25 protein-coding genes are annotated in these 23,168 nt (G+C 62.8%); 11 read left to right on the forward strand and 14 right to left on the reverse strand.

The window, feature by feature from the left end; genetic code table 11:
• Positions 1 to 67: 67 nt before the first annotated feature.
• From NCT04_RS17400 to rhaS, 6 genes are all read left to right on the forward strand, one after another.
• Positions 68 to 382, forward strand: a complete 315-nt coding sequence (locus NCT04_RS17400; RefSeq protein WP_250466771.1) for an L-rhamnose mutarotase — start codon at positions 68 to 70, stop codon at positions 380 to 382.
• A gap of 33 nt (positions 383 to 415) precedes the next feature.
• Positions 416 to 1,306 (forward strand): amidohydrolase family protein, encoded by an 891-nt coding sequence (locus NCT04_RS17405; RefSeq protein ID WP_250466773.1) that lies wholly within the window; start codon positions 416 to 418, stop codon positions 1,304 to 1,306.
• A 149-nt stretch (positions 1,307 to 1,455) separates the two neighbouring features.
• Positions 1,456 to 2,979: a sugar ABC transporter ATP-binding protein gene (locus NCT04_RS17410; protein WP_244828413.1), complete on the forward strand. Its 1,524-nt coding sequence runs from the start codon at positions 1,456 to 1,458 to the stop codon at positions 2,977 to 2,979.
• Complete coding sequence (locus tag NCT04_RS17415; protein ID WP_502800683.1) at positions 2,979 to 4,019, forward strand: ABC transporter permease; 1,041 nt, start codon at positions 2,979 to 2,981, stop codon at positions 4,017 to 4,019. The genes NCT04_RS17410 and NCT04_RS17415 overlap by 1 nt, the downstream gene beginning before the upstream one ends.
• Entirely contained in the window at positions 4,012 to 5,016 is a 1,005-nt protein-coding gene (locus tag NCT04_RS17420; protein WP_250466775.1) for an ABC transporter permease, read from the forward strand. Before NCT04_RS17415 ends, NCT04_RS17420 begins: the two co-directional genes overlap by 8 nt.
• Before the next feature lie 97 nt (positions 5,017 to 5,113).
• On the forward strand, positions 5,114 to 6,127 hold the full coding sequence (gene rhaS, locus NCT04_RS17425; RefSeq protein ID WP_244828410.1) for a rhamnose ABC transporter substrate-binding protein: 1,014 nt from the start codon (positions 5,114 to 5,116) through the stop codon (positions 6,125 to 6,127).
• A 189-nt stretch (positions 6,128 to 6,316) separates the two neighbouring features.
• Here rhaS and NCT04_RS17430 read toward each other — a convergent pair whose 3' ends face one another.
• The 7 genes from NCT04_RS17430 to NCT04_RS17460 all read right to left on the reverse strand — a co-directional run bounded on the left by NCT04_RS17430 (position 6,317) and on the right by NCT04_RS17460 (position 12,300).
• The gene (locus NCT04_RS17430; protein ID WP_244828408.1) at positions 6,317 to 6,916 is read right to left on the reverse strand and encodes a hypothetical protein; all 600 of its coding nucleotides are present in this window, start codon (positions 6,914 to 6,916) and stop codon (positions 6,317 to 6,319) included.
• A gap of 34 nt (positions 6,917 to 6,950) precedes the next feature.
• Positions 6,951 to 7,355, reverse strand: a complete 405-nt coding sequence (locus NCT04_RS17435) for a helix-turn-helix domain-containing protein (RefSeq protein ID WP_244828407.1) — start codon at positions 7,353 to 7,355, stop codon at positions 6,951 to 6,953.
• Positions 7,356 to 8,002: 647 nt separating this feature from the next.
• Positions 8,003 to 8,332, reverse strand: coding sequence for an H-NS family nucleoid-associated regulatory protein (locus NCT04_RS17440; protein WP_244828406.1), 330 nt, complete (start codon positions 8,330 to 8,332; stop codon positions 8,003 to 8,005).
• Between the two features lie 401 nt (positions 8,333 to 8,733).
• A complete protein-coding gene (locus NCT04_RS17445) occupies positions 8,734 to 8,985 on the reverse strand; it encodes a hypothetical protein (RefSeq protein ID WP_370652151.1) in 252 nt (83 codons plus the stop codon).
• A gap of 212 nt (positions 8,986 to 9,197) precedes the next feature.
• Positions 9,198 to 10,193 carry a luciferase-like monooxygenase gene (locus NCT04_RS17450; RefSeq protein ID WP_250466776.1) on the reverse strand — a complete coding sequence of 332 codons (996 nt, stop codon included), beginning with the start codon at positions 10,191 to 10,193 and terminating at the stop codon, positions 9,198 to 9,200.
• A 134-nt stretch (positions 10,194 to 10,327) separates the two neighbouring features.
• Positions 10,328 to 11,143 carry a phosphate/phosphite/phosphonate ABC transporter substrate-binding protein gene (locus tag NCT04_RS17455; protein WP_250466778.1) on the reverse strand — a complete coding sequence of 272 codons (816 nt, stop codon included), beginning with the start codon at positions 11,141 to 11,143 and terminating at the stop codon, positions 10,328 to 10,330.
• Positions 11,144 to 11,205: 62 nt separating this feature from the next.
• On the reverse strand, positions 11,206 to 12,300 hold the full coding sequence (locus tag NCT04_RS17460) for a fatty acid desaturase (RefSeq protein WP_250466780.1): 1,095 nt from the start codon (positions 12,298 to 12,300) through the stop codon (positions 11,206 to 11,208).
• Positions 12,301 to 12,603: 303 nt separating this feature from the next.
• On the opposite strand from NCT04_RS17460, the gene NCT04_RS17465 reads away from it, so the two are divergent.
• Together NCT04_RS17465 and NCT04_RS17470 are read left to right on the forward strand one after the other, a co-directional pair.
• Positions 12,604 to 13,635 carry a HoxN/HupN/NixA family nickel/cobalt transporter gene (locus NCT04_RS17465; RefSeq protein WP_250467448.1) on the forward strand — a complete coding sequence of 344 codons (1,032 nt, stop codon included), beginning with the start codon at positions 12,604 to 12,606 and terminating at the stop codon, positions 13,633 to 13,635.
• A gap of 98 nt (positions 13,636 to 13,733) precedes the next feature.
• The gene (locus NCT04_RS17470) at positions 13,734 to 14,642 is read left to right on the forward strand and encodes a formate/nitrite transporter family protein (protein ID WP_250466782.1); all 909 of its coding nucleotides are present in this window, start codon (positions 13,734 to 13,736) and stop codon (positions 14,640 to 14,642) included.
• A 63-nt stretch (positions 14,643 to 14,705) separates the two neighbouring features.
• Here NCT04_RS17470 and NCT04_RS17475 read toward each other — a convergent pair whose 3' ends face one another.
• The 6 genes from NCT04_RS17475 to NCT04_RS17500 form a co-directional block, all read right to left on the reverse strand.
• Positions 14,706 to 15,017 carry a beta-xylosidase gene (locus tag NCT04_RS17475; protein ID WP_250466784.1) on the reverse strand — a complete coding sequence of 104 codons (312 nt, stop codon included), beginning with the start codon at positions 15,015 to 15,017 and terminating at the stop codon, positions 14,706 to 14,708.
• A gap of 162 nt (positions 15,018 to 15,179) precedes the next feature.
• Positions 15,180 to 15,488, reverse strand: a complete 309-nt coding sequence (locus NCT04_RS17480; protein WP_244828399.1) for a hypothetical protein — start codon at positions 15,486 to 15,488, stop codon at positions 15,180 to 15,182.
• Between the two features lie 336 nt (positions 15,489 to 15,824).
• Positions 15,825 to 16,094, reverse strand: coding sequence for a hypothetical protein (locus NCT04_RS17485; RefSeq protein ID WP_250466785.1), 270 nt, complete (start codon positions 16,092 to 16,094; stop codon positions 15,825 to 15,827).
• A gap of 6 nt (positions 16,095 to 16,100) precedes the next feature.
• Positions 16,101 to 16,433 (reverse strand): hypothetical protein, encoded by a 333-nt coding sequence (locus tag NCT04_RS17490; protein ID WP_250466787.1) that lies wholly within the window; start codon positions 16,431 to 16,433, stop codon positions 16,101 to 16,103.
• Positions 16,434 to 16,557: 124 nt separating this feature from the next.
• The gene (locus tag NCT04_RS17495; RefSeq protein ID WP_250466788.1) at positions 16,558 to 18,261 is read right to left on the reverse strand and encodes a peptidoglycan D,D-transpeptidase FtsI family protein; all 1,704 of its coding nucleotides are present in this window, start codon (positions 18,259 to 18,261) and stop codon (positions 16,558 to 16,560) included.
• Positions 18,262 to 18,311: 50 nt separating this feature from the next.
• The gene (locus NCT04_RS17500; RefSeq protein ID WP_250466790.1) at positions 18,312 to 19,154 is read right to left on the reverse strand and encodes an arylamine N-acetyltransferase family protein; all 843 of its coding nucleotides are present in this window, start codon (positions 19,152 to 19,154) and stop codon (positions 18,312 to 18,314) included.
• 221 nt (positions 19,155 to 19,375) lie between these two features.
• On the opposite strand from NCT04_RS17500, the gene zwf reads away from it, so the two are divergent.
• The 3 genes from zwf to NCT04_RS17515 are packed head-to-tail and all read left to right on the forward strand — an operon-like array spanning position 19,376 to position 22,703.
• On the forward strand, positions 19,376 to 20,956 hold the full coding sequence (gene zwf, locus NCT04_RS17505; RefSeq protein ID WP_250466792.1) for a glucose-6-phosphate dehydrogenase: 1,581 nt from the start codon (positions 19,376 to 19,378) through the stop codon (positions 20,954 to 20,956).
• A gap of 17 nt (positions 20,957 to 20,973) precedes the next feature.
• Positions 20,974 to 21,819 (forward strand): ROK family protein, encoded by an 846-nt coding sequence (locus NCT04_RS17510; protein WP_244828393.1) that lies wholly within the window; start codon positions 20,974 to 20,976, stop codon positions 21,817 to 21,819.
• Positions 21,816 to 22,703 (forward strand): HAD family hydrolase, encoded by an 888-nt coding sequence (locus NCT04_RS17515; RefSeq protein ID WP_250466793.1) that lies wholly within the window; start codon positions 21,816 to 21,818, stop codon positions 22,701 to 22,703. The genes NCT04_RS17510 and NCT04_RS17515 overlap by 4 nt, the downstream gene beginning before the upstream one ends.
• Before the next feature lie 180 nt (positions 22,704 to 22,883).
• On the opposite strand, the gene infA is transcribed toward NCT04_RS17515, so the two are convergent.
• Positions 22,884 to 23,150 carry a translation initiation factor IF-1 gene (infA, locus tag NCT04_RS17520; RefSeq protein WP_244828391.1) on the reverse strand — a complete coding sequence of 89 codons (267 nt, stop codon included), beginning with the start codon at positions 23,148 to 23,150 and terminating at the stop codon, positions 22,884 to 22,886.
• Positions 23,151 to 23,168 lie beyond the last annotated feature (18 nt).

Here is a 23,168-nt window from a genome sequence, read left to right on the forward strand (position 1 = left end):
GAATTATAGTCGCAGCACAACGAGCCGCGAACATTCGGGCTCACTAAACAAAATCAGGCGGTCCGCCATGGAGACAATGGCATTTCGCATGACCCTGAAGCCGGGCATGCGCGAGGAATACGAGAAGCGCCATCGCGAGATATGGCCCGAACTGGCCGATGCGCTCGTTGCAGCGGGCATCCGCGACTACTGGATTTTTCTCGACGAAGCGACCGGACATCTGTTCGCCACCTACAAGCGCACCGGCACGCATTCGACCGACGCGTTGCCGCATTTGCCCATCATGCGCAAATGGTGGGACTACATGGCCGAGCTGATGGAAACGCATGCGGACAACGCGCCTGTTGCCGTGCCGCTTGCGCCCGTCTTTCATCTTCCGTAATCGCGCATTTCCAAGCTCGTGAGGAACACCATCATGCAGGTCGTCGATCCGCATATCCACTTGTGGGATTTGTCCACGCATCACTATCCGTGGCTGGCGAATCCGCAGACATCGTTCGTCGGCGACGCGCGCGATTTAAAGCATGACTATCTGCTCGCCGATCTGTTGCGCGATGCCGGCGACATCGAAGTGCTGAAGATCGTGCACGTCGATGCGAACCACGATCCCGCCGATCCTGTCGAGGAAACGCGCTGGCTGCAAGGACTCGCCGACGACACCGGCCGCGGCATGCCGAACGGCATCGTGGCGGGCGCGGATTTATCGGCCGACGATGCACCCGCCGTGCTCGAAGCGCACGCGGCCTTCGCCAACACGCGCGGCATCCGGCAGATTCTCAACGTGCACGAAAACCCGTTGTATGACTACGTCGGGCGGCACTTCATGCACGAGCCTCGGTGGCGCCGGAACTTCGCGTTGCTCGAGCGCTTCGGCATGTCGTTCGACTTGCAGCTTTATCCGTCGCAGATGAACGATGCCGCGCAACTCGCGCGCGAACATGCAAACACGCAGTTCATCGTCAATCATGCGGGGATGTTCGTGGACCGGTCTTCGGTCGAAGGATATCGCGCGTGGCGCGACGGCATGCGTGCGCTCGCGGCTTGTCCGAACGTCGCGGTGAAGCTGAGCGGCTTCGCCATGCTCGATCACGAATGGACAGTGGAGAGCTTCCGGCCGTATGTGCTCGAAACCATCGATACCTTCGGCGTCGGCCGCGCGATGTTCGCATCGAACTTCCCGGTCGACAGGCTTTTCGGTACTTACAAACAGTTGTGGAACGCCTACGCGCAGATCGTGAGCGACGCGAGCGACAGCGAAAAGCAAGCACTATTCGTGCGTAATGCGGAGCGGATTTACCGCATTTGATAGCAACGTTCGAAGACCGGAACTGGCGTCGGACTTGATCGAAGGCGTCGCGTGAAACTCGCGTAAGCGCTCAGGCGCAACGCCAAGGTCCACGGCGTTGCACAGGCCGGAGCAAGCGCCAGCTTCGGCCGACAAACAGGAGACAGCGCATGACAACCAACAAGCCGCCAAGACTCGAATTGCGGCACGCGAGCAAGGCGTTCGGCCGCGTGCGCGCATTGGGCGACGGCAGCCTGCAACTCTTCGCGGGCGAAGTCCACGCGTTGCTCGGCGAAAACGGCGCGGGTAAATCCACGCTCGTCAAACTGCTCGCCGGCGTGTATCAGCCGGATGCAGGCGAGATTCTCGTCGATGGCGAACCGCGCCGCTTCGCCAATCCCGCCGAGGCACGCGATGCCGGTCTCGCCGTCATCTATCAGGAGCCGACGCTGTTCGCGGACCTTTCCATCGCGGAGAACATCTACATGGGCCGGCAGCCGCGCGACCGGCTCGGACGCATACGCTACGACGAAATGCATCGCGAAGTCGATGCGCTGCTCGCGTCGCTCGGCGTGAACCTGCGCGCGCAACGGCTCGTGCGCGGCTTGTCGATCGCGGACCAGCAAGTGGTCGAGATCGCCAAGGCGCTTTCGCTCGACGCCAACGTGCTCATCATGGACGAGCCCACCGCCGCGCTCTCGCTAACGGAAGTGGAGCGGCTCTTCGCCATCGTGCGTGCGCTGCGTGAGCGGGATGTCGCGATCCTCTTCATCACGCACAGGCTCGACGAAGTCTTCGCACTGACGCAGCGCATGACCATCATGCGCGACGGCATGAAGGTCTACGACGCGCTCACCAGCGACATGACCATCGATGCCATCGTGAGCAAGATGGTCGGCCGCGATCTGGACACGTTCTATCCGAAGGCGGACGTGCAGCCCGGCGACGTGCGTCTCTCGGTCCGCAACCTGACGCGCGAAGGCGTATTCAAGAACATATCCTTCGATGTCCGCGCAGGCGAGATCGTCGCGCTCGCGGGCCTCGTCGGCGCGGGACGTAGCGAAGTCGCGCGCGCCATCTTCGGCATCGATCCGGTCGATGGCGGCGAAGTGAAGATCGCGGGGAAGGCGCTTGCCCTCGGCCATCCGGCGGCAGCCGTGCGGGCGGGCCTCGCGCTCGTGCCGGAGGATCGCCGCGCGCAAGGGCTCGCGCTGGAACTGAGCATCGCGCGCAATGCATCGCTCACCGTGCTCGGCCGCTTGATGCGGCACGGGCTCATCTCCGCGAAAAGCGAATCGACGCTCGCCGCCGACTGGGGCAAGCGCCTGCGCCTCAAGGCCGGCGATCTCGATGCGCCCGTCGGCACGCTGTCGGGCGGCAATCAGCAGAAGGTCGTGCTCGGCAAGTGGCTCGCGACGAATCCGAAGGTGCTCATCATCGATGAACCGACGCGCGGCATCGACGTGGGCGCGAAAGCCGAGGTGTATCGCACGCTCGCCGAACTCGTGAAAGAGGGCATGGCCGTGCTGATGATTTCAAGCGAGCTGCCCGAAGTGCTCGGCATGGCGGACCGCGTGCTCGTCATGCACGAAGGCCGTATCAGCGCCGACATTGCTCGCGCCGATGCAAACGAAGAACGAGTGATGAGCGCCGCGTTGGGCGCATCGCCGCAAACCTTGGGACGCGCCGCATGATGACACGACACTCTCCCACCATGCCCGCGCTGCCTGCCGCCGAAACGAAACGCGAGAGTCTCGCGGGTTCGATCGCGAAGAGTCGCGAGCTCACGCTCTTCATCGTGCTGCTCGTGCTGATTGGCGCGACCGCTGCGGTGAAGCCGGACTTTCTGAATCTGCAGAATCTGCGTGACGTGCTGCTGAATGTGTCGATCATCGGCTTGCTGACGGCGGGCATGACGATCGTCATGCTGATGCGGCATATCGATCTGTCGGTCGCGTCGATCGTCGGCGTGAGCGCCTATGCGGTCGGCAGCCTCTTCGTGATGAACCCGCACATGCCGGTGATCGTCGCGATGTGCGCGGGCATGGGCGTCGGGCTCGTGATCGGCGCGGTGAACGGCGCGCTCGTCACCTTCGGGCGCGTGCCGTCGCTCGTCGCCACGCTCTCGACGCTGTATATCGTGCGCGGCGCGGACTACGCGTGGGTCCACGGCGGCCAGATCAACGCGACGAGTCTGCCGGATAGCTTCGCCTCGATCGCAACCGGATCGCTGCTCGGCGTGCCGAATCTCGTGTTGATCGCGCTCGTCGTGCTGATCGCGTTGTCGGTGTATCTGAAGCAGTATCGCGGCGGCCGCGAGCATTACGCCATCGGCTCGAACCCCGAAGCCGCGCGTCTCGCGGGCATTCGCGTGGACCGCCGCGTGATGATCGGCTTCCTGCTGTCCGGCGCGATCGCCGGCCTTGCGGGCGTGCTGTGGCTTGCGCGTTTCGGCACCGTCGATGCCAGCACGGCGAAGGGCATCGAGCTGCAGGTGGTCGCGGCGGCGGTGGTCGGCAGCGTTGCGATCACGGGCGGCGTCGGCACGGTGGCGGGCGCGACGCTCGGCGCGCTGGTGCTGGGCGTCATCAACATCGCGCTCGTGGTGTTGCGCGTGTCGCCGTTCTGGCAGCAGGCCATTCAAGGCGCGCTGATCGTCGCGGCGATCGCGCTGGATACGTTGCTCGCGCGCTCGGTCGCGCGCCGCATGATGAGGAAACGCGATCATGGCTAAACCCGACTCGGCTCTTTCCACGGCAAAACGCCGTCATCTGCAATGGGAGGCGATGCTCGCCATCGTGCTGGTCGTCTCGCTGATCGGCGGACGCGTGCTTTCGCCGATGTTCCTTTCCGGCGCGAACCTCTCGAACATGCTCGCCGATTTCACCGAGATCGCGCTGATCGCCTTGCCGATGACGCTCATCATCGTCGCGGCGGAAATCGATTTGTCGGTGGCGTCGGTGCTGGGCGTGTCGAGCGCGTTGATGGGCGTGCTCTGGCACATGGGCTTGCCGATGCCGCTCGTCATCGCCATAGTGCTCGTCGCGGGCACGATGGCCGGGTTGCTCAACGGGCTCGTGATCGTGCGCTTCAATCTGCCATCGCTTGCTGTCACCATCGGCACGCTAGCGCTGTTTCGGGGTCTCGCTTACGTGTTGCTCGGCGATCAGGCCATCGCGGACTTTCCGTCGTCGTACACGTCGTTTGGCATCGATACCATCGCGGATACCTTCCTGCCGATGCCCTTCGTTCTCGTGATCGCGGGCGCGCTCGTCTTCACGGTGCTGTTGCAGGCGACGCCGTTCGGCCGCAGCCTCTTTGCCATCGGCGCGAACCCCACGGCCGCGCAGTTTTCGGGTATCGACGTGACGAAGACCAAGATCAGACTCTTCATGCTGTCCGGCGCGATGGCGGCGCTCGCGGGCATCGTCTATACACTGCGTTTCACCAGTGCGCGCGGCGACAACGGCGAAGGCTTCGAGTTGTCCGTGATCGCGGCGGTGCTGTTCGGCGGCGTGAGCATCTTCGGCGGACGCGGGTCGATGATCGGCGTGCTGCTGTCGCTCGTGATCATCGGCGTGCTGCGCAATGCGCTGACCCTCGCGGATGTATCGAGCGAAACACTGACTATCGTGACCGGGGCGCTGCTGCTGTCCTCGGTGCTAATTCCCAATCTGGTCGCGCGCTGGCGGGCCGCGCGTGAAAGACGCTTCATGGCGCAGACGTCGTAGGTGTTGAGGGCTGGTCGAGGGTGCATTGAAGAACGTTGATAACCAGCGCAACGGTTTGTCCAAAGGCAAAACTCGCGCGCAATGACAGGAGACATACATGAAAAAACCGTATCGATTCTCACGCGGGCCGGTGCTCGCGGCGGCCTTGCTGGCCGCCACCGTGGCGCTTGCCGCAAGCGCCGCCGAGCTGAAGAGCGGGCTGAAGATCGCTTTCCTGCCCAAGCAGATCAATAACCCGTACGAAGTCATTGCCGATGACGGCGGCATGGCCGCGATCAAGGAGTTCAAGGGCGATGGCAAGGTCGTCGGCCCGTCGGATGCGGGCGCGTCGTCACAGGTGAGCTATATCAACACGTTGATCACGCAGCGGCAGAACGCCATCGTGATCGCCGCCAACGACGCCAACGCGGTCGTGCCGTATCTGAAAAAAGCGATGTCGCAGGGCATCAAGGTCGTGACTTTCGACTCGGACACCGCGCCCGACGGACGGCAAATTTTCGTGAATCAGGCCGAATCGGAAGCGATCGGACGTGGACAGATCCAGTTGCTGTCGAAGCTGATTGGCGGTGAAGGCGAATTCGCGATTCTCTCCGCGACGCCCAACGCGACCAATCAAAACACCTGGATCAAATGGATGCAGGACGAACTGAAGAAGCCGGAGTATTCGAAGATCAAACTCGTGAAGATCGCCTACGGCAACGATGACGATCAAAAATCATTCGTGGAGACGCAGGGCCTGCTGCAGGCTTATCCGAACCTGAAGGGAATCGTGGCGCCGACATCGGTGGGCATCGCGGCGGCGGCGCGTTATATCTCGAGTTCGCCAGCCAAGGGCAAGGTCACGGTGACGGGTCTCGGCACGCCGAACCAGATGCGCGCCTTCGTGAAGAACGGCACGGTCAAGGCGTTCCAATTGTGGGACCCGGGTCAGTTGGGTTATCTCGCGGCGTACGCGGCGGCCAGTCTTGCGTCGGGCACGATCACGGGCAAGGAAGGCGATTCGTTCGAAGCCGGGAAGCTGGGCAAGCGGACCGTGGGAAAGAGCGGGGAAGTGATTCTCGGACCGCCTACGACGTTCGATTCGGCGAATATCGATAACTTCAATTTCTGAGGTCGAAAGGGTAGTGGGAATGAGAGGTTGGCCCCGCGGTCGCGGGGCTTTTTTATTCGCGTATGCAAATGGGTCATCCACGAAACTATCCACAGTTTCTGTTGAAAGCCCTGTGGATAGCCGCTGCGTGACCCATCCAACGCATTGATCCGCAAAGGCTTTCCTGAGGATGGCGATTGCGCGTCAAGATCAGCGTAAGGGCTGCCCGTCCCTGAGCACTTGAATGGCCGTCGCCGATTCGAATTGCGCATGCACCATATCGCCGGACTTCAAGCCGTCAAGCGATAAGTCCGGCGCGACCGCAAGCGTCACCGTGTGGGTCGGGCCGCGTAGCGTGATCTCGCGCTTTTTCTTGTCGATGTGCTGAATCGTCGCCAGTATCTCCACCGTGCGCGCCTGCGCCGTCACGCCGTTCGTCGCCGGAACGGTCGCTTGCGTGTCGACGCGCTCACGAATCGCACCCGGCTTCGCCTTGACCGCGCGCATCAGCACGGCGTTGCGATACTCGATGTTCACCGTGTCGCCTATCTTGAGCTTCTTGACATCGGCGACCTGCGGATTGACGGCTACTTCCACGACGCGCCCCGCCGGCCCCTTTAGCGCGACGCTGTTCGTCACCGGGTCGATGCCAACCACATGCGCCTGCACTTGCGCCACCGCCGCCCCGGCTCGCGCTTGCGGTTCCGACGCGGCATCCTGCGCCGCAGCCGGCAAAGCCGAGCCACAAGCAAGCGCGACGAGTGCGCATCCGATCCATGAACTGCCTGCACGACGCGAAGTTCGAAGCATGGTCATCTCCTTTGATATGTGAACATCACCGGCATCAGCGTCGCGACTTCGACAGCAGATGCCCAAGTCCGAGATTGGTCGCAATCTGCCACACATAGACGCGCGAATAACGCACGCCGAAGCGCCGCTCGATCAGTTCGCGCAGACGCGAGTTGGTCCACGCGTCGCTCGCAAAACCATGCACGCGCGCCGGGCCCTGCAAGGCGGCCGCGATCCATTCGAGCGCCTCGCGGTCCAGCACCGATACCCGTCCGCCCACGCCCATTTTCGCGAGCTCGTCGAGCCCGCCATCGGACACGATTGCCTTGTAACGCTTCACCGTCTGCAAGGACAGATGCAGATGCTCCGCCACGGCCTGCACCGATGCCCCTTCGAGCAACATGCGCCCGGCTGTCATGCGCCGCTCGACGCTCGGCAGGGTAGTGGGCCGGGGCAACATGGCGCTCCTCGTTCGATACGCGTTTCGCGGACGCTATACGTCAGCCGCGATGCAAGGCGAGGCCTGAGCGCGTGCTCCGCTTCCTCGTCTGTCGATGCAGCTGCCAATCAGTTTCGGTTTCGGTATCGTGGCGCGCGAGGCGTCGGTAAGCGTTCATGCGTTCCCCCTGTCGAGCAAAGACTGCGGGACCTGTTCGGCGTACTTGCGGTGTACTAACGGTGTGCTGGATGTAACGATGAAGTGTTCGCGAAACGGCGGCGCTTTCAGGAAAGCCGGGTACTGGTCACCACCAATAAACGTTTTCCGCCGCGAAAGGGAACCATCGTCGAAATTTTTTAGGCTTGATTATTCGCGATGAATTGCCTATGCGCGAGGCTTCGCACGCGCCGAGCCGCGCAATTGCATGCGTGTGCGTTTCGAGTGTGCACGGCCGGTCGGCAAATGCGGGCGCGATTAACCACGCCGTCTTTGCGAAAAACCGGCGCGCGCAGAAGCGCGCGGAGCATTCCGCTTGCATGGCCTGAGGTGACAATGACGAAGGCGAAACGCCCATGCCTTACGAATCGCGCTTAATGACTACGCATAATGATGGCGTTTATTGGCCACCGTGCATGCGTATCCGAAAGGCGGGGAAACGAGGAAGGGCGTTACACGCGATAAAACTCGATATCCTGACCGGCATGTACGGCGCGCTTCAGCCATTCGGGCATGTCGCCCAGGCCGTCCCACGTGTCGCCGCTGGCGTTACGGAAAATCGGCGCTGCGCCGTCTCCGGATTGCGGCAGTGACGGCAATTGCGGCATGGCCCGAGCTGGCTTCGCCGTACCGTTGGCGCCGTTGGTCTTGGTAAAGGTAGGCGGCGGTTCGGCCGCTGGTGCGTCGGCCAATGCTTCGGCCAGCGCGCCTTCCGTAATGCCGAACTCGACCATCCGGCTGCGTAAATACGCGATGATGCTGTCTCGCTTTCTTTCGTCCACGGCTTTCCTGATTCAGCTTTTTGATTTGCGAAAGACGAACCGATGCCCCGCGCGGACCGGGGCGGCTCGATGACTAGGTTTGATATGTTTTATCCAGCGTGACGCACAGTGAAACGTGCGTCAATTAGTGTATTTACCGCAGACCGCGCTTATCCCATCACACGCGCCGCCCACACCGATTAATGTCCCCGCTGTGTCGGCTATATAACAGTAATACCGGCTTCGGACATTGGCTCGTGCGGGAATCGCCATGACGGACGCACGACTATGGTGCGCGCGGGAGGTCACGTCGGGAGGCTACGAACTGCGGGAAAGCGACACTCGAACCGCCCGGTTTCCCGAACGGCTGATGCGTCGCCTGAACGCTATTGTATGCTGCTTGCGCCAACTATTAAATTGTTTTAACGACTATGTTGTTCACCCGGCAATTCCGCACCGTGCGCGCGAATTGCCGCAATCAGTTCGGCGGGCGTAATTTCATAACGAACTTCACGATGAATACCCGGCTTGCGCTCGTCGATCTCGATCAGCAGAACAGCCTTGCCGTCGGATGCGGGTTCGAGCCGAAGCGAACGCACTTCCTGGCCGCTCGATTCATCGTATTCCGTCAGGAGCGTCATGGCGCCCGTGGCGGCGCTTTTCGGCATCGACATTCTTCCTCCCGTCTTGCGACGTATTTGTTGTTGTCTTGCCGCGCCTCCTCTCTCATGCACGAATTTCGGGCGCACGACGAAGGCAGACACGGCGGATAAGCAGATGCGAAGCGCGCACGCGCCCCGCCTGTCTCATTATTGCCTGTCAAAAGCGCGCGCGTAAAGCGTAGGGGCTTTCCCGAATGTCGTGCGGCCTTCGTCGTTGCGCCGATTCAACCGCGGGCGGCAATCGAATCGCGTACTTCCGCCGTGATCTCGAACGAGCGCAGACGCGCCCGATGATCGAAGATCTGCGCCGTGACGATCAACTCGTCGGCCTGAGTCTGCTCGATCACCGAGCGCAAACCCGCTTCGACATCCGCACGCGCGCCGACCACCGAACACGCGAGCGACCGCTCGACGCCTGCGCGCTCGCCCTCGCTCCACGCGATCTGGTCGACGGGCGGCGGCAACTGGCCGGGCGTGCCGCGCCGCAAATTGATGAACTGCTGCTGCAGCGAGGTAAATAGAAAGAGGGCTTCATCGACGGTATCGGCGGCGAAGACGTTCACGCCGACCATCGCGTGAGGCTTCTTGAGCGTCGCCGATGGCCGGAATTGCGTGCGATACACCTCCAGCGCGGTCAGCAGATAATCCGGCGCGAAATGCGACGCGAACGCGAACGGTAGCCCGAGCGCCGCCGCCAGTTGCGCGCTGAAGAGCGACGAGCCGAGCAGCCAGATGGGCACATGAAGACCGGCGCCGGGCACTGCGCGCACGCGTTGTCCCTCGACGGGATCGGCGAAAAAACGCTGCAGTTCGACGACGTCGTCGGGGAAGGAGTCGGCGCTGCCTTGCAAGTCGCGACGCAGCGCGCGAGCCGTGGTCTGGTCGGTGCCGGGCGCGCGTCCGAGGCCCAAGTCGATACGTCCCGGAAACAGCGACGCGAGCGTGCCGAACTGTTCGGCAATGATGAGCGGCGCGTGGTTCGGCAGCATGATGCCGCCCGAGCCGACGCGAATGGTCTTGGTGCCCGCCGCGATATGGCCGATCACGACCGCCGTCGCCGCGCTGGCAATGCCCGTCATGTTGTGATGCTCGGCGAGCCAGTAGCGGTTATAGCCCCAGCTTTCCGCGTGACGGGCGAGGTCGAGCGAATGCGCGAAGGCGTCGGAGGCGGTCGAGCCGAGCGGAATCGGTGAGAGGTCGAGAAGCGAGAAGGGGATCATTGCGACGTTCCGGATGCGTGGGACGGCGAGAAGCGTGGCCGTCAGCGTTCAGGCCCGGCTGGCGGACAAGCCGCGCCGGCGCCTCGCGTTTAAAAGTCGATTGTGCCGAATGTGCGGGATTCTTGCCGAAGCGATCAGGCCAGCCGCGGATAGCCTTGCGCGATGGCATCGCGTTCGAGGTCGAGAATCGGCGCGTAGTCGGCGCGCGTGGGGCGCACGAAGCCGTCGAGCCGCAGCCGTTGCGCAAGCGCGGGATGGTCGCGTACGGAATCCGCGAGCGCGGCGGCGAGCCGCTCGATGCCGTCTTGCGGAACCCGCTTCGAGGCGATGAAAGGCAGCGCGGGCGAACTCGCCGTCACGCCGATTTCCCTGACGCCTTCGGCTAGTTCCGGCACATGTTCGCGCACGTAAGCAAAGGTCACGCAGTCGATGGCGGCGACATCCGCGCTTCGGTCCGTCGCGAGCGCTTGAAGCGAAGCCAGATGCCCACCGCTTCGCTCGACCGATGCGAAGAAGCGGCCCTCGCGGGCCAGCGGCGCGACCGCGTGACGCAAGAAGTTCATGCCGCTGTTGGAGTCGTCGCTGTTGTAGATGGCTCTGAGGCCGCGACAGTCGGCGAGCGTCGTCGCCTGCGTGTGCTTTCCGGCGACGATCACGCTGCGATAGCTGCCGTTCGCGCAGCCGGGGACATCGAAATTGGGCGTGGCGACGAGTTGCACGCGGCCTTCGAGCGCGTGAACGAGCGGATAACCGCAGGTTTGCGACAAGAGCAGATCGTCGCGTTGCCAGAAAGTGGTGAGATCCGCGCCCGGATCGACGATGTCGAGCGTATCAGCGCGTTCGTCCAGCCAGTCTGTCACCCGCGCTTTCACGTCCGTCAGCAGCGCGCGCCAGTCGGCAGCCAGCGCGGGCGTGACGTTGTACATCGGAAGGGCGGTGATCCATTGCATGGGCGAGCTTTGCGAGAAGCGAGAGCGCTCTATCGTACAGGGCGGCTCGGCCGCAAGCCGATCTACGAAACCTTCGCCGAGCGCGAATCACGCGTGGACGCCGCAGCCCTGACGAGCACCGGCTGCCCGAAGCGCTTGGCCGCGCCGCGTTGCATCGCGTTCGTGCGCGTCGTGACGGCGGTATCGGCGATCCATTCCACCGGCGCGCGCGTCCCGCCCGCGAACGGATGCACCGGTGAAACCGCGCGCGCGAATGCATGCTTTTTGATCCACTCGCCGTACCCGCGCACGACGAATCCGCCATTGCTCGCGCCGTACGCTTCGCGCCGCTGCCGATACACCGCGCCCAGCGCAAACCACGGCACGCCGGGCAAGTCGTGATGCACCGAATGATAATTGTTGTTCAGAAACAGCAGTCGCCAAGGCCACGCGGCCTCGTTCAGAACGGTGCGTTCGCGGGCATCGCCTTCCGCGCGATGCTCCTGAAACGATCGCACCGAAGCCAGCGCCAGCGATGCATAGCCGACGCCGAACAGAAACGCGCGCCACGGAATGCCGCAACGGGCATCGAGCCACCATGCAAGCGCGGCAAGCGACGCTGCGTGCACGAGCCAGCTCGCGACGATCCGCCATTGACCCAGCGCGACCGCCTGCGCGGCTTCGCGCCACGAGGCGGCGATCGAGAACCATGGACCGATCAGCACGCGGCCCAAGAACGTATTGCGGGCAGCGAGAGCCGCGCGCAATACGACGCCCGCATTGGCCCACTGCTCCGGCGTGACGTAATAGCTTTCCGGGTCGCGGCCGGGCTCGGTCAGATGCGCGTCGTCGTGATGACGCAGATGCGAGTCGCGATACACCGCATACGGAAACCAAACGGCGAGCGGCGCCAGGCCGAAAAGCATGTTGACGAGCGGCCAGCGCGTGGGATGTCCATGCAGCAGTTCGTGCTGCAGCGACATGTACCAGCACGAGAGCACCGCGAGCAGCGTGAGCGTGACCGGCAAGCCGAGCGTGCGCGCATGGAGCGCCACGCCGAACCAGCCGCTGTACACCGCGACGATCACGAGCCACGTCGGCCACGCGCTGCGCCAACGCCACGTCGCGCGTTGTTTTTGGAGTTGCTCGCGTTGCGCGTCGTCGAGATAGCGGGGCATGGCGAAAGTCGGGATAAGCGAAGTGCCATCCTAGCTGCGCGCTTCGATGCGCCCAACCAATGAATCCGCCTATGTTTTCCCCGCTCAGCGAATAGGAATAGGCAAAAAGTCATATATGCGGCAGGTCACGTGATTGCCCGGTGAACGCGCCGAACGCGCGGGAGTGGCCGCGCCGATTATTGGCCGCCCATCGAAGCGCGGTATCCTTTGACCCTTTGTGGCCCCAAATCCACCGACATGTCCCGATTTCACGACAGAGACGCCAACCCGAGTCACAGCGCGGTCATCGAGACTGCCGGGCGAATGGGCGCTTTCAGTCTGCAACGCAAGTCGACGCGCATGTTTGCCGGGCTCATCGTCTTCAATGTGCTCGCGTGGCTCTGGGCGCTCGTCGCGTTCCGGCACTATCCGGTGCTGCTTGGCACGTCGCTGCTGGCGTATTCGCTCGGACTGCGCCATGCCGTGGATGCCGATCACATCGCCGCTATCGATAACGTCACGCGCAAGATGATGCAGCAGGGTAAGCGTCCGCTTGGCGTCGGCATCTTCTTTTCGCTCGGCCATTCGACGGTCGTCGTGGTGGCGAGCGCGCTCATTGCCGCGACCGCGTTCGCCGTGCAGGGCCGCTTTGCGCAGTATCGTGAGATCGGCGGGGTGATCGGGACGTCCGTCTCCGCGCTTTTTCTCTTCGCCATCGCGGCGATGAATCTGTTCGTGCTGCGCGGCGTCTGGCGCGCGTTCGGGCGCGTGCGTCGCGGCGAAGCATGGCACGACGACGACGCCGACCTGCTGATGGCGGGCGGCGGACCGATCGCGCGCATCGCCCGGCCGCTTTTCCGCCTCATCAGCCGAAGCTGGCATATGTATCCGCTCGGCTTTCTCTTCGGACTCGGTTTCGATACGGCGACCGAGATCGGCCTCATGGGTATCGCCGCCGCGGAAGCCGCGCGCGGCATGCCGGTGTGGTCGATCCTCGTGTTTCCGGTGCTTTTCACCGCGGGCATGTCGCTCATCGATACCGCCGACAGCATGCTCATGGTCGGCGCCTATGGCTGGGCTTTCATGAAGCCGATCCGCAAGCTCTACTACAACCTCACGGTCACGCTGGTGTCGGTGCTGATCGCGGTGCTGATAGGCGGCATCGAAGCGCTCGGGTTGATCGCGGACCGGTTGCAACTGAAGGGCGGACTGTGGGACGCGGTCGCCGTGCTTTCCGAACACTTCGGCGCGCTCGGTTATGCAATCGTCGGTCTCTTCGCCGCGTGCTGGCTTATCTCAGCGCTGATCTACAAGTGGCGCGGCTATGATTCGCTCGATGGCGGCATCGTCCGCTAGAAATGTCTTCAAACTGACTCGTCGGGCATTCTTTCTGCTTGAAAGCTTCGCCGCCGCTCATCCGATCCCTGCATCGAGCGGCTTTCAGGGAGAAAAACATGTCACAGCCGAAACCCGGCGCGCAGCAAGAAGAAACATCCACCGAAGCTTCTCCCAAGGAAAGTTCCGCTGGCGCACAGTCGCCCAACCTCGATAACGCCGAGCGTGAACAGGCGGCCGAGCATTCGACGCCGCATGCGCTCGTCGTTCACGAAATCGTCCGCGAAGAAGGCGAGGCGGCGATGGAGCGGACCTTCGGCGCGCTGATGTGGTCGGCGCTTGCCGCCGGCCTTTCGATGGGTTTCTCGTTTCTCGTCCAGTCGATTCTCGAAAGCTCGTTACCGGAGACGAGTTGGCGTTCGCTCGTATCGAGCTTCGGCTATACGATCGGTTTCGTGTTCGTCGTGCTCGGACGCCAGCAATTGTTCACCGAGAGCACGCTGACCGCTGTGTTGCCGGTGCTCACGCGCCGCGATATGAAGACGCTGTTCAAGACACTGCGGCTTTGGGCGATCGTGCTCGTCTTCAACCTTGTCGGCACGGCAATTTTCGCGGGCATTCTGCAGATCAAGGGCGTCTTCTCGCCGGAAGTCACCGAAGCGCTCGCCCACGTCGCCGAGATGCCGTTTTCCGCCGACTTCGGCGTGACGCTCGTGCGCGGCGTGTTTTCAGGATGGCTGATCGCGTTGATGGTCTGGCTGCTGCCGAGCGCGCGCTCGGCGCGGCTGCTGACCATTTTGATCGTGACTTATACGGTTGCTGTGAGCAAGCTGACGCACGTGATCGCGGGATCGGTGGAAGCGGCCTATGCGGTGATGATCGGTGCGGCGAGTATCGGCGATTACTTTCTGGTCTTTATGATTCCGACCGTGATCGGCAATATGCTCGGCGGGATATCGCTCGTGGCGATCGTGAATCACGCGGCCATTGCGCCGGAAATCGAGGGAACGCCGCAAGGCGAGAAGTAACGGATAGGCGGCACAGGGCGTCGAGTAACCGGCAACGCCCTGATCGCTATCCGACCACACGCCTTATTTATTGTTGCCAGCTCCCGTGCCGTAGAGACCGTTGTTGAACCCGCCCGCGCCATCGGTCTTGTGATCCTTGCCGGCGCTGGGGCCTCGCGCCGCGCCCGCCGCATCCTTCGATTGCGGCTTTTGCGATTCATGCACCGTCACGCCCGCCGGATTCGCACGCGAAGTCGAATCCGAGGCGCGACTGTCTTGCGAGTCGGAGCCGGAGCCCTGGACGATCTGCGCAAAGCCGTAAGTGCTGAACACCGTCGTGCCGATGGCAACGATAGCAGCGACCATCTTCGAGGTGCGGTGTGATGTGTTGGACATGGCGTTCCCTGTATGAATCGATGACCTTTCATTGAGCAGGAACGATGCCCGGCAGTGAGCACCGGGAACCCCTCGCGCAGCTTTCGCGCGAACGGATATGACAATAGCGCGCGCCGCAGCGCGGAATTTCGCGCCGCCCGGCGCGAGTGGCGAAAGCGGTTTTTAGGCCGCTTTCGCCCACAGCCTGTTCGTGGATTTCTTGCGGCTTCCCGGGCCGCTCGGCCCTTTGCTGCTCACGGAATCGAGCGCCGTCGAAAGCGCTTCGATGCGCTGCTTCTGCGCCGGCACGAGCGCGAATCCCGCCGATACCGCCGCAAGCCGCTCGCGCCAATAGTCGACATTGAGCGTGCCGGAAGACTGGTTGTTCATCGTGCGAAGCTGCGCGACTGCGCGCTCGATATGCTGAAGTTCGAGATCCGCCATGGCCGAGGGCAAGAGACTGCCCTTGGTCTCACTTTTCTTTTTTTTCATTTGTGGTCTTCCTCTCGGCAGGCAAGCGCGCGATGAAATCGCTCATCGTCGTGCTACGCCGTAGCCGCTTCACCCCGTACCCCGATCACCCACGCCGGCTCTGGTCGAACCGTCGTGAGCGCCCCTTACTCGTCTTTGTTTTCACGACTCGTGCGGCGACGACATCCCCATGTCAACGCCTTGCGAATTGTTGAAAAAATAGTCGCAAACGGCGAGGCGGCGCTCCGTCTGGCATCGCACATTCAAGCAGGCGCGGTGCGGCGCTATGTGCGCTGCGCCGCGCAAAGGGCTGATGAGATTCGGAAGGATGCGGGACTACCCGCGAAGACGAAACTGCTACTCGGACGCGCGCTTGCCGCTGCGGCCGATCTGCGCTTCGAGCGCCTCGTCGAGCTTGCTGACCTTGCGCGGCTTGCCGGGCTCGCGCGCGTTGACGAAGGCGACGAAATCGTCCATTGGCATTGGCTCGGAGATCTTGCGCGAGCCTTCCGCCGATCGTTCGATTAGATAGAAGTAGCCGCCGGGCATGGAGACGGCCGCATAGTGCGCGTTGCCGCTACGCGTTTTAAGCCGTTCGACGGCGTTGATGGCTTTGGTCGAGCGCATTTGAACTCAGGGCGCGCACTTTTTGCCAGCGCCTTCGATCCAAAGATTCGATGCGTGGCGCTCGCCGGGATAAAAGCGGTACGTGGTTTCGCCGTTGTCGTAGCGGACCTTGACGACGTTAGAATCGCCGAATTCGAGCATGGTGCCCTGCGGGATTGGCGTCGACTTGTATTTGGTGTCGTGCTTCTTTGCTTCGTCGGTGATGCACTGGACGATTTCGCCGACCCGGTTATCCGTGGATGCGGCTTCGACTTCGGGTTGCCCGGCATCGGCGTTATGAAAACGGCCGCACGCGGTAATGAGCAAAGGCAGCGCTAGCGCCGCGAAAAATTTCTTCATGAGTCTCCCGAATGACCGTTGTTCTCTGCGAACCCGCATTAGAGCACAGGGCCTTTACAGTTCGATAAGGCGGCCATGCGGCAAGGTTCGCGCTCGATGAATGGGCAGCAAAGTGCGCGCCCGCTCAAGCATCCGGCGGCACGCCCAGCAATGGCAACGTCGCGCCGACGATGCCCGAGAACACCGGCCCCGCTACTGTCCCGCCGTAATACGTCGTGCCCGACGGCTCATCGATCATTACCGCGACGATCACGCGTGGATCGCTCATCGGCGCGATGCCGACGAACGACGCGCGATACTTGTTCGCCGCATACGACCGCCCGATCTGCTTCCTCGCCGTGCCGGTCTTGCCGCCCACGCGATAGCCTTCGACCGCGGCGGCGCGGCCGGTGCCGTTCGGGCCCATCGCCATTTCCAGCATGTTGCGCACGGCCTTCGCGGTGGCGGGCTTCGTGACCTGCAACGGGTCGCGGCGCGTTTCGCCCTGAATAAGCGTGGCTGCGTGAAAGCGCCCGTCGCCAGCATAGGCCGTATAGATCTGCGCAATCTGCACGAGCGACAGCGACATGCCGTAGCCATAAGCCATGGTCGCCTGCTCGATCGGCTTCCAGCGCTCGGGCGCGCGCAACCTGCCGACCGCCGCGCCCGGAAAAGTCAGCTCCGGCGCGCGGCCGATGCCGTAATCGCGGTACTTGTCCCAGATGGTCTGCGCGGGAATCTGCAGCGCGAGCTTCGTGAGCGCGACGTTGCTCGACATCTGCACCGCCTCCGACACGGTGATGACGCCGTGATTCGACGTATCGTGGATCACGTTCGGGCCGATCTTGAGCGTGCCGGGCGACGTATCGATGCGCGTCTCCGGCCGCGTCTTGCCGAGGTCGATGGACAACGCGGCGACCAGCGGCTTGATGGTGGAGCCGGGCTCGAAGGTATCGGTGAGCGCGCGATTGCGCAGTTGCTCTCCGGTCAAATGGCTGCGGTCGTTCGGATCGAAGGTCGGATAGTTGGCGAGCGCGAGCACTTCGCCGGTCTTGGCGTCGAGCACGACGACACTGCCCGCGCGCGCCCGATGCTTCGCAATCGCCGCCTTCAGATGCGTATGCGCAAGCTGCTGAATGCGCCGGTCGATGGTGAGCGCAATGGTCTCGCCGTTTTGCGGCAAGTCGGGCTCGCCGATCTGCGAGATCACGCGCCCGAGCCGGTCGCGAATCACTTCGCGCTGACCCGCTTCGCCTGTCAGACGCGCGTTCGCCGCGAGTTCGACGCCTTCCTGACCGTTGTCCTCGTTGTCGGTGAAGCCGACGATATGCGCCGCCGATTCGCCTTCCGGATAAAAGCGCTTGGTGTCCGGCACGAGCGTGATGCCCGCGCGCCCAATCTGCGCGATCTTCTCCGCTGTCTCGGCCTCCACTTGCCGCCTGAGCAATACAAAGCTGCGGCCGGTTTCGACGCGTCTTTGCAAATCGCGCGCGGGCATGCCGAGCAGTTGGGCGATGTCGTCGCCGCGCGTGCCGTCGAAGAGTTTCGGGCTTGCCCAGACTTCATACGTCGACAGGCTGACGGCGAGCATGGCGCCGTGACGGTCCACTATCTTGCCGCGCGTCGCCTGCAAGGAGAGCGTGCGCTGATAGCGCTTCTGACCTTCGCCGATATAGAACTCGCGGTCGACCACCTGCACCCACGCCGCTCGTCCGGCGAGCGCGAAAAAAGCCGCGGCAAGGCCGATCACCACGAGTTGCGAACGCCACGCGGGCAACTGCCGCGCGAGCATCGTACTGCGATGATGAGTCTGAAAATCGCTGCCGCCGCGCGTCTTTTTCTTGAGCATCGTGGTCTCGTGCGTGTGCTGGGAGTGGGATCGGCGTTGCGCTCGCTGCGTTACGGAAGCCGCGCGAGCGCGCCATCGAGATCGGCGGCGTCCGGCAGACGAATGGCGAACTCGTCCGACAGCACACGCCTTAGTTCTTCTATCGTCTTCAGTTCGCGATGACTCGTGCCTTCGCGGTCGTCGTGCACGCTCAGGCGCCGGTTGAAAAGCCCGTAACGCTTGCCGGGCGCAAGACGTGCCGCGAGCAGGTTGTTCACGAAGACGGAACTCGGGTAAGTCGACACGAAATGGTTCGACATCTCGTAGTCGACGTCGTATTGCGGATCGAGGTCGAAGCGATAGACCGGCTTCCAGTCGCCGTCGATATAGGCGTTCAGGATGTAGCCCGGCAGCATGGTTCCGGTTTCGATGCCGTCGAGCCGGAACGCGCCATGAGGCGTGATCTGTTCAAGCCCGGACTTGAGCGCGAGCGGCGCGGAGAGCGTCATGCCGCCGAAACCGACATCCGTGAGGAAGGGACCTTCGTCGAGATCGACGATCAGCAGCATGTGGGCACGCGGCGGCATGGCGGGATCGTCGCGGCCCCACAGCACACGTCCCGCGTAACCTCGCGCGCGAAAACCGAGCGCTTCTAGTACCCTGCGGAACAGCAGATTGTGTTCGTAACAATAGCCGCCGCGCGCATTGGTCACGAGCTTGCGCTGAACCGAGGCAAGATCTAGGCGAACGGGACGGCCGAGCAGGACATCGAGATTTTCGAACGGGATGGCTTGCGGGTGCAGCGCATGCAAGGCGCGCAGTGTTTCGAGCGTGGCCGCCGTATGCTGCGTTTGCTCGTAGCCGATGCGTTTGTAATAGGCGGGCAGGTCGATCTTGGTATCGTCGGCATTCATGTGAGGTCCGTGTCGCATTGATGGTTGATGATGACGCATGCCCCGCACCGCCCGTACCCACGCCGCTGGCGCGCATATTTTACGACACGTAAGGTTGCTAATTACAAAAGCCATACGTCTTTATTGCTTCTACCGCAAAGCACTGCAAGCTTTTGAACTGTGCCGCGTCGCTCGGGGTCTGTCCTGAGTACTGCACAAAACGATCAAGGGGCGAACGAGTCATGCCGAACGAGAACAACGAAGCACAGCAATCGAACCCAACGCAATTGAGCGGGCAAAAGCCGGAACAGGCCACGCCGCTTGCCGGCAAGCATCCCGCGCCGCCTTGCACGCTGGTCATCTTCGGCGCGGGCGGCGATCTCACCAAGCGGCTCCTGATGCCCGCGCTCTACAACCTCGCATCGGATGGCCTGCTCGACGACGGCATGCAGATCATCGGCGTCAATCACGGCGAGCGCGAAACCGCCGACTGGCGCGATGAGCTGACGCAGTCGCTACGCAAGTTCGCCGCCGACAAAGCGAGCACGTTCCACACGTCGCAACTCAACGAAAAAGCGTGGAGCTGGGTCACCGAGCGGCTCGAATACTTCGCGGGCGAATTCACCGAAGACGAAACCTTCGAGCGCCTCAAAAGCCGGCTCGCAAAGGCCAAGGGCGGCAACGTCGTGTTCTATCTGGCGGTGAGCTCGCGGTTCTTCGGGCCTATCGTCGAGCATCTCGGCAGCGCGGGCCTGCTGGAAGAGAAGGACGGCAACTTCCGCCGCCTCGTCATCGAGAAGCCGTTCGGTACCGACCTGGCCACGGCGCAGGAGCTCAATCGCTGCATTCTTTCGTATGCGTCGGAGTCGCAGGTTTATCGCATCGACCATTTTCTCGGCAAGGACACGGTGCAGAGCATTCTCGCCGTGCGCTTCGCCAACGCCATGTTCGAGCCGATGTGGCGGCGCGAGTACATCGATCACGTGCAGATCACGGCGGCGGAAACCATCGGCGTGGAAGGGCGCGGCAGCTTCTACGAACAGACCGGCGCATTTCGCGACATGCTGCCGAACCATCTGTTCCAGTTGCTCGGCATGGTGGCAATGGAGCCGCCCAATTCCTTCGACGCCGAAACCGTGCGCGACAAGAAAGCCGAGGTGTTCGATGCAATCGTGCCGCTGCATCCTAAAGACGTCGTATTCGGCCAGTACGAGGCCGGTCCTGCGGGCAAGGGTTACAAGGAAGAAGACGGCGTCGCGAAAGACAGCCGCACCGAAACCTATGCCGCGGCGCGCGTCTATGTGGACAACTGGCGCTGGGCGGGCGTGCCGTTTTACTTGCGCACTGGCAAGCGTTTGACCGAGCGCCGCACGGAGATTTCGATCTATCTCAAGGCCGTGCCGTTTCGCCTGTTCCGCGACACGCCCGTCGATGAACTCACGCCCAACGTCTTCACGCTGCGTATCGATCCGGCGCACGGCACGAGTTTCGACTTCAACGTGAAGGTGCCGGGACCGATCATGCAGATCGGCGCGGTGCGCTCGGCGTTCAATTACGGCGATTTCTTCGCGGAGCGCGCCAACGTCGGTTACGAAACGCTGCTCTACGACTGCATGCTCGGCGACGAGACGCTGTTTCAGCGCGCGGACAGCATCGAGACGGCATGGGCCGCGGTGGACGACGTACTGCATCCGCATGACGGCGAGGTCGAGGTGCACGGGTATCCGGCCGGTAGCGCGGGGCCCGAGGCATCCGACAAGCTGCTCGCAGCCGATGGCCGCGCGTGGCGCTCGCTTACCGACACCATCAAGAAAACCGACTGATCAAGGGGACGAAAAGCGTGAGCACGACATCCGTAGCGAAAAAAACCAAGAGCCGCACGACCATCGACAAAGGCGCCGCGCGCGCCGAGCGCATTCTCGCCATCGACGTGGGCGGCACGGGCTTGAAAGCCGCGATCATCTCGGAAGAAGGCGAGATGAAGAGCGATCGCCTGCGCGTGGCAACGCCGCATCCGGCGACGCCCGAAGTGCTCGTCGATACGCTCATCAAGCTGGTCGAGCCGCTCGTTGCCGAACCGCCGACGCATATTTCCATCGGCTTTCCGGGCGTGGTGCGCAACAACGTCGTCCTGACCGCGCCCAATCTCGGCAATGAATACTGGAACGGCATCCCGCTCGCGGATTTGATCTCGCAGCGCGTCGGCGGCGTGCCCGTGCGCATGATCAACGATGCCGAAATGCAGGGGCTCGCGGCTATCGAAGGGCGCGGCCTGGAGTTCGTGCTGACGCTTGGCACCGGCGCCGGCACCGCGCTCTTTCGCGACGGCGAACTCATGCCGCATCTGGAACTCGCGCATCATCCGGTGTCGAAGAAGGGCGACGCGTATGACCAATACATCGGCGCGGCGGCGCGCGAGAAGGCGGGCAATAAACGCTGGAACAAGCGCGTACAGAAGGTCATCGGCATTCTGTCGTCGCTCGTGAATTACGACAAGCTGTGGATTGGCGGCGGCAATGCCGCGAATCTGAAGTTCGAGTTACCGCCGAACGTGGCGGTGGTGTCGAACGCGGCGGGCATCGAAGGCGGCGCGAAGCTCTGGCATCCGCGTTCCGTGCGGGAAACGCGTCAGTTGCCGCATTTCAATACGCAGCACGCGGAGAAGGAAAAGGGAGCGCAAGCATGAGCGCCGCCGATATCCGCTACGGCCTCCATAGCGCAACCGGCGACGGCGCCGCCGCGTTCGAGGCGCTCGCCAAGGTCGAACTCGTCGTCACCGATTGCGACGGCACGCTGCTCTACACCGACAAGACGCTCGGCGACAAAGCCGTCGACGCCGTGCGGCGCCTGCGCGAAGCGGGCGTGCAGTTCACGGTGGCGAGCAGCCGGCCGGGCAAGGGCATGCGTCATATCGTGAAGACGCTCGGCGTGGATTTGCCGTTTGGGTCCTACAACGGCGGCAGTCTGGTTCAGCCGGGAACGTGGGAAACGTTCGCCGCGCACAAACTGCCGCGCGATGCCGTGCAGACCGCGCTGGACACGCTTGCCGAAACGGGCGTGGATGCCTGGGTGTTCATCGACGATAACTGGTACTTGACCAATCCCGATGGCGAATACGTGCCGCTCGAAACGCGCACCGTGGGCTACGAAGGCGTGCGCGTACAGCGCTTCGACGAACTCGATCTGTCGGCGGTGGACAAGATCGTCGGTTCGACTTCGAATGCAATGCTGATCGAAAAGGTCGAGAAACAGTTGGAGGAGCGGCTGAAGGATCGCGCACACGCGGCGCGTTCGCAAACCTATTACCTCGATGTCACGAGCCTCGAAGCCAATAAGGGCGACGCCGTGCGCGAGCTGGCGAAGCGCGCGAATGTGCCGCTGGATCGTGTGGCCGTGCTCGGCGACATGGGCAACGATGTCGCCATGTTCGAGATCGCGGGTGTGTCAATTGCCATGGGACAAGCGTCGGAGGCCGTGCAACGGCGCGCGAGCCTGGTTTCGGCAAGCAATGACGAAGACGGTTTCGCTATCGGCCTCGACGCCATATTGGCGATGCGGGCCGCTCGATAGCTCGATTAAGCGAAACGTACAGACATCGACGCGTGGCGCAGCCGTGGCGGTTTGCCCAACCGGGCTGGCTAGCGGCCGCGTCGAAGTTGTGAAGATCCGCTCAAGGTAATGCACGCGTTTGCCGCGGATCGGGCGGGCGCGTTCCTGATCAAACCGTTACCGCATGTACGACGTTGCCGCTTAACGACGGCGCATCGGCGCACGCGGGCCGCCGCTGCCTGCGCGTTCGTCCTTGTGCCGGAAGTTGATACGGCCCTTGGTCAGGTCGTACACCGACAATTCCAGCGTCACGCGGTCGCCCGCGAGAATACGAATGTGGTTCTTGCGCATGCGGCCCGAGGCGTATGCGCCCACGACGACGCCATTGTCCAGCGTCACGCGGTAGCGACTGTCGGGAAGCACTTCATCAACGATACCGTCGAGTTCGAGTAGTTCTTCTTTCGCCATATGGAGCTCCTGTTGAAG

Origin of the sequence: Caballeronia sp. GAFFF2, from assembly GCF_023631485.1 — a bacterium.
In the GTDB taxonomy this organism is placed as follows: Bacteria; Pseudomonadota; Gammaproteobacteria; order Burkholderiales; family Burkholderiaceae; genus Caballeronia.

Excerpts from the sequence above, each read along its gene's own strand:
- NCT04_RS17475 (WP_250466784.1), bottom strand. The coding sequence starts at position 15,017 with ATGTCCAACACATCACACCGCACCTCGAAGATGGTCGCTGCTATCGTT.
- NCT04_RS17420 (WP_250466775.1), top strand. The coding sequence starts at position 4,012 with ATGGCTAAACCCGACTCGGCTCTTTCCACGGCAAAACGCCGTCATCTG.
- NCT04_RS17405 (WP_250466773.1), top strand. The coding sequence starts at position 416 with ATGCAGGTCGTCGATCCGCATATCCACTTGTGGGATTTGTCCACGCAT.
- NCT04_RS17455 (WP_250466778.1), bottom strand. The coding sequence starts at position 11,143 with ATGCAATGGATCACCGCCCTTCCGATGTACAACGTCACGCCCGCGCTG.
- NCT04_RS17410 (WP_244828413.1), top strand. The coding sequence starts at position 1,456 with ATGACAACCAACAAGCCGCCAAGACTCGAATTGCGGCACGCGAGCAAG.
- NCT04_RS17460 (WP_250466780.1), bottom strand. The coding sequence starts at position 12,300 with ATGCCCCGCTATCTCGACGACGCGCAACGCGAGCAACTCCAAAAACAA.
- NCT04_RS17435 (WP_244828407.1), bottom strand. The coding sequence starts at position 7,355 with ATGTTGCCCCGGCCCACTACCCTGCCGAGCGTCGAGCGGCGCATGACA.
- NCT04_RS17515 (WP_250466793.1), top strand. The coding sequence starts at position 21,816 with ATGAGCGCCGCCGATATCCGCTACGGCCTCCATAGCGCAACCGGCGAC.
- NCT04_RS17500 (WP_250466790.1), bottom strand. The coding sequence starts at position 19,154 with ATGAATGCCGACGATACCAAGATCGACCTGCCCGCCTATTACAAACGC.
- rhaS (WP_244828410.1), top strand. The coding sequence starts at position 5,114 with ATGAAAAAACCGTATCGATTCTCACGCGGGCCGGTGCTCGCGGCGGCC.
- NCT04_RS17400 (WP_250466771.1), top strand. The coding sequence starts at position 68 with ATGGAGACAATGGCATTTCGCATGACCCTGAAGCCGGGCATGCGCGAG.
- NCT04_RS17480 (WP_244828399.1), bottom strand. The coding sequence starts at position 15,488 with ATGAAAAAAAAGAAAAGTGAGACCAAGGGCAGTCTCTTGCCCTCGGCC.
- NCT04_RS17415 (WP_502800683.1), top strand. The coding sequence starts at position 2,979 with ATGACACGACACTCTCCCACCATGCCCGCGCTGCCTGCCGCCGAAACG.
- NCT04_RS17490 (WP_250466787.1), bottom strand. The coding sequence starts at position 16,433 with ATGAAGAAATTTTTCGCGGCGCTAGCGCTGCCTTTGCTCATTACCGCG.
- NCT04_RS17430 (WP_244828408.1), bottom strand. The coding sequence starts at position 6,916 with ATGCTTCGAACTTCGCGTCGTGCAGGCAGTTCATGGATCGGATGCGCA.
- NCT04_RS17485 (WP_250466785.1), bottom strand. The coding sequence starts at position 16,094 with ATGCGCTCGACCAAAGCCATCAACGCCGTCGAACGGCTTAAAACGCGT.
- NCT04_RS17450 (WP_250466776.1), bottom strand. The coding sequence starts at position 10,193 with ATGATCCCCTTCTCGCTTCTCGACCTCTCACCGATTCCGCTCGGCTCG.
- NCT04_RS17445 (WP_370652151.1), bottom strand. The coding sequence starts at position 8,985 with ATGTCGATGCCGAAAAGCGCCGCCACGGGCGCCATGACGCTCCTGACG.
- zwf (WP_250466792.1), top strand. The coding sequence starts at position 19,376 with ATGCCGAACGAGAACAACGAAGCACAGCAATCGAACCCAACGCAATTG.
- NCT04_RS17465 (WP_250467448.1), top strand. The coding sequence starts at position 12,604 with ATGGGCGCTTTCAGTCTGCAACGCAAGTCGACGCGCATGTTTGCCGGG.
- NCT04_RS17495 (WP_250466788.1), bottom strand. The coding sequence starts at position 18,261 with ATGCTCAAGAAAAAGACGCGCGGCGGCAGCGATTTTCAGACTCATCAT.
- infA (WP_244828391.1), bottom strand. The coding sequence starts at position 23,150 with ATGGCGAAAGAAGAACTACTCGAACTCGACGGTATCGTTGATGAAGTG.
- NCT04_RS17470 (WP_250466782.1), top strand. The coding sequence starts at position 13,734 with ATGTCACAGCCGAAACCCGGCGCGCAGCAAGAAGAAACATCCACCGAA.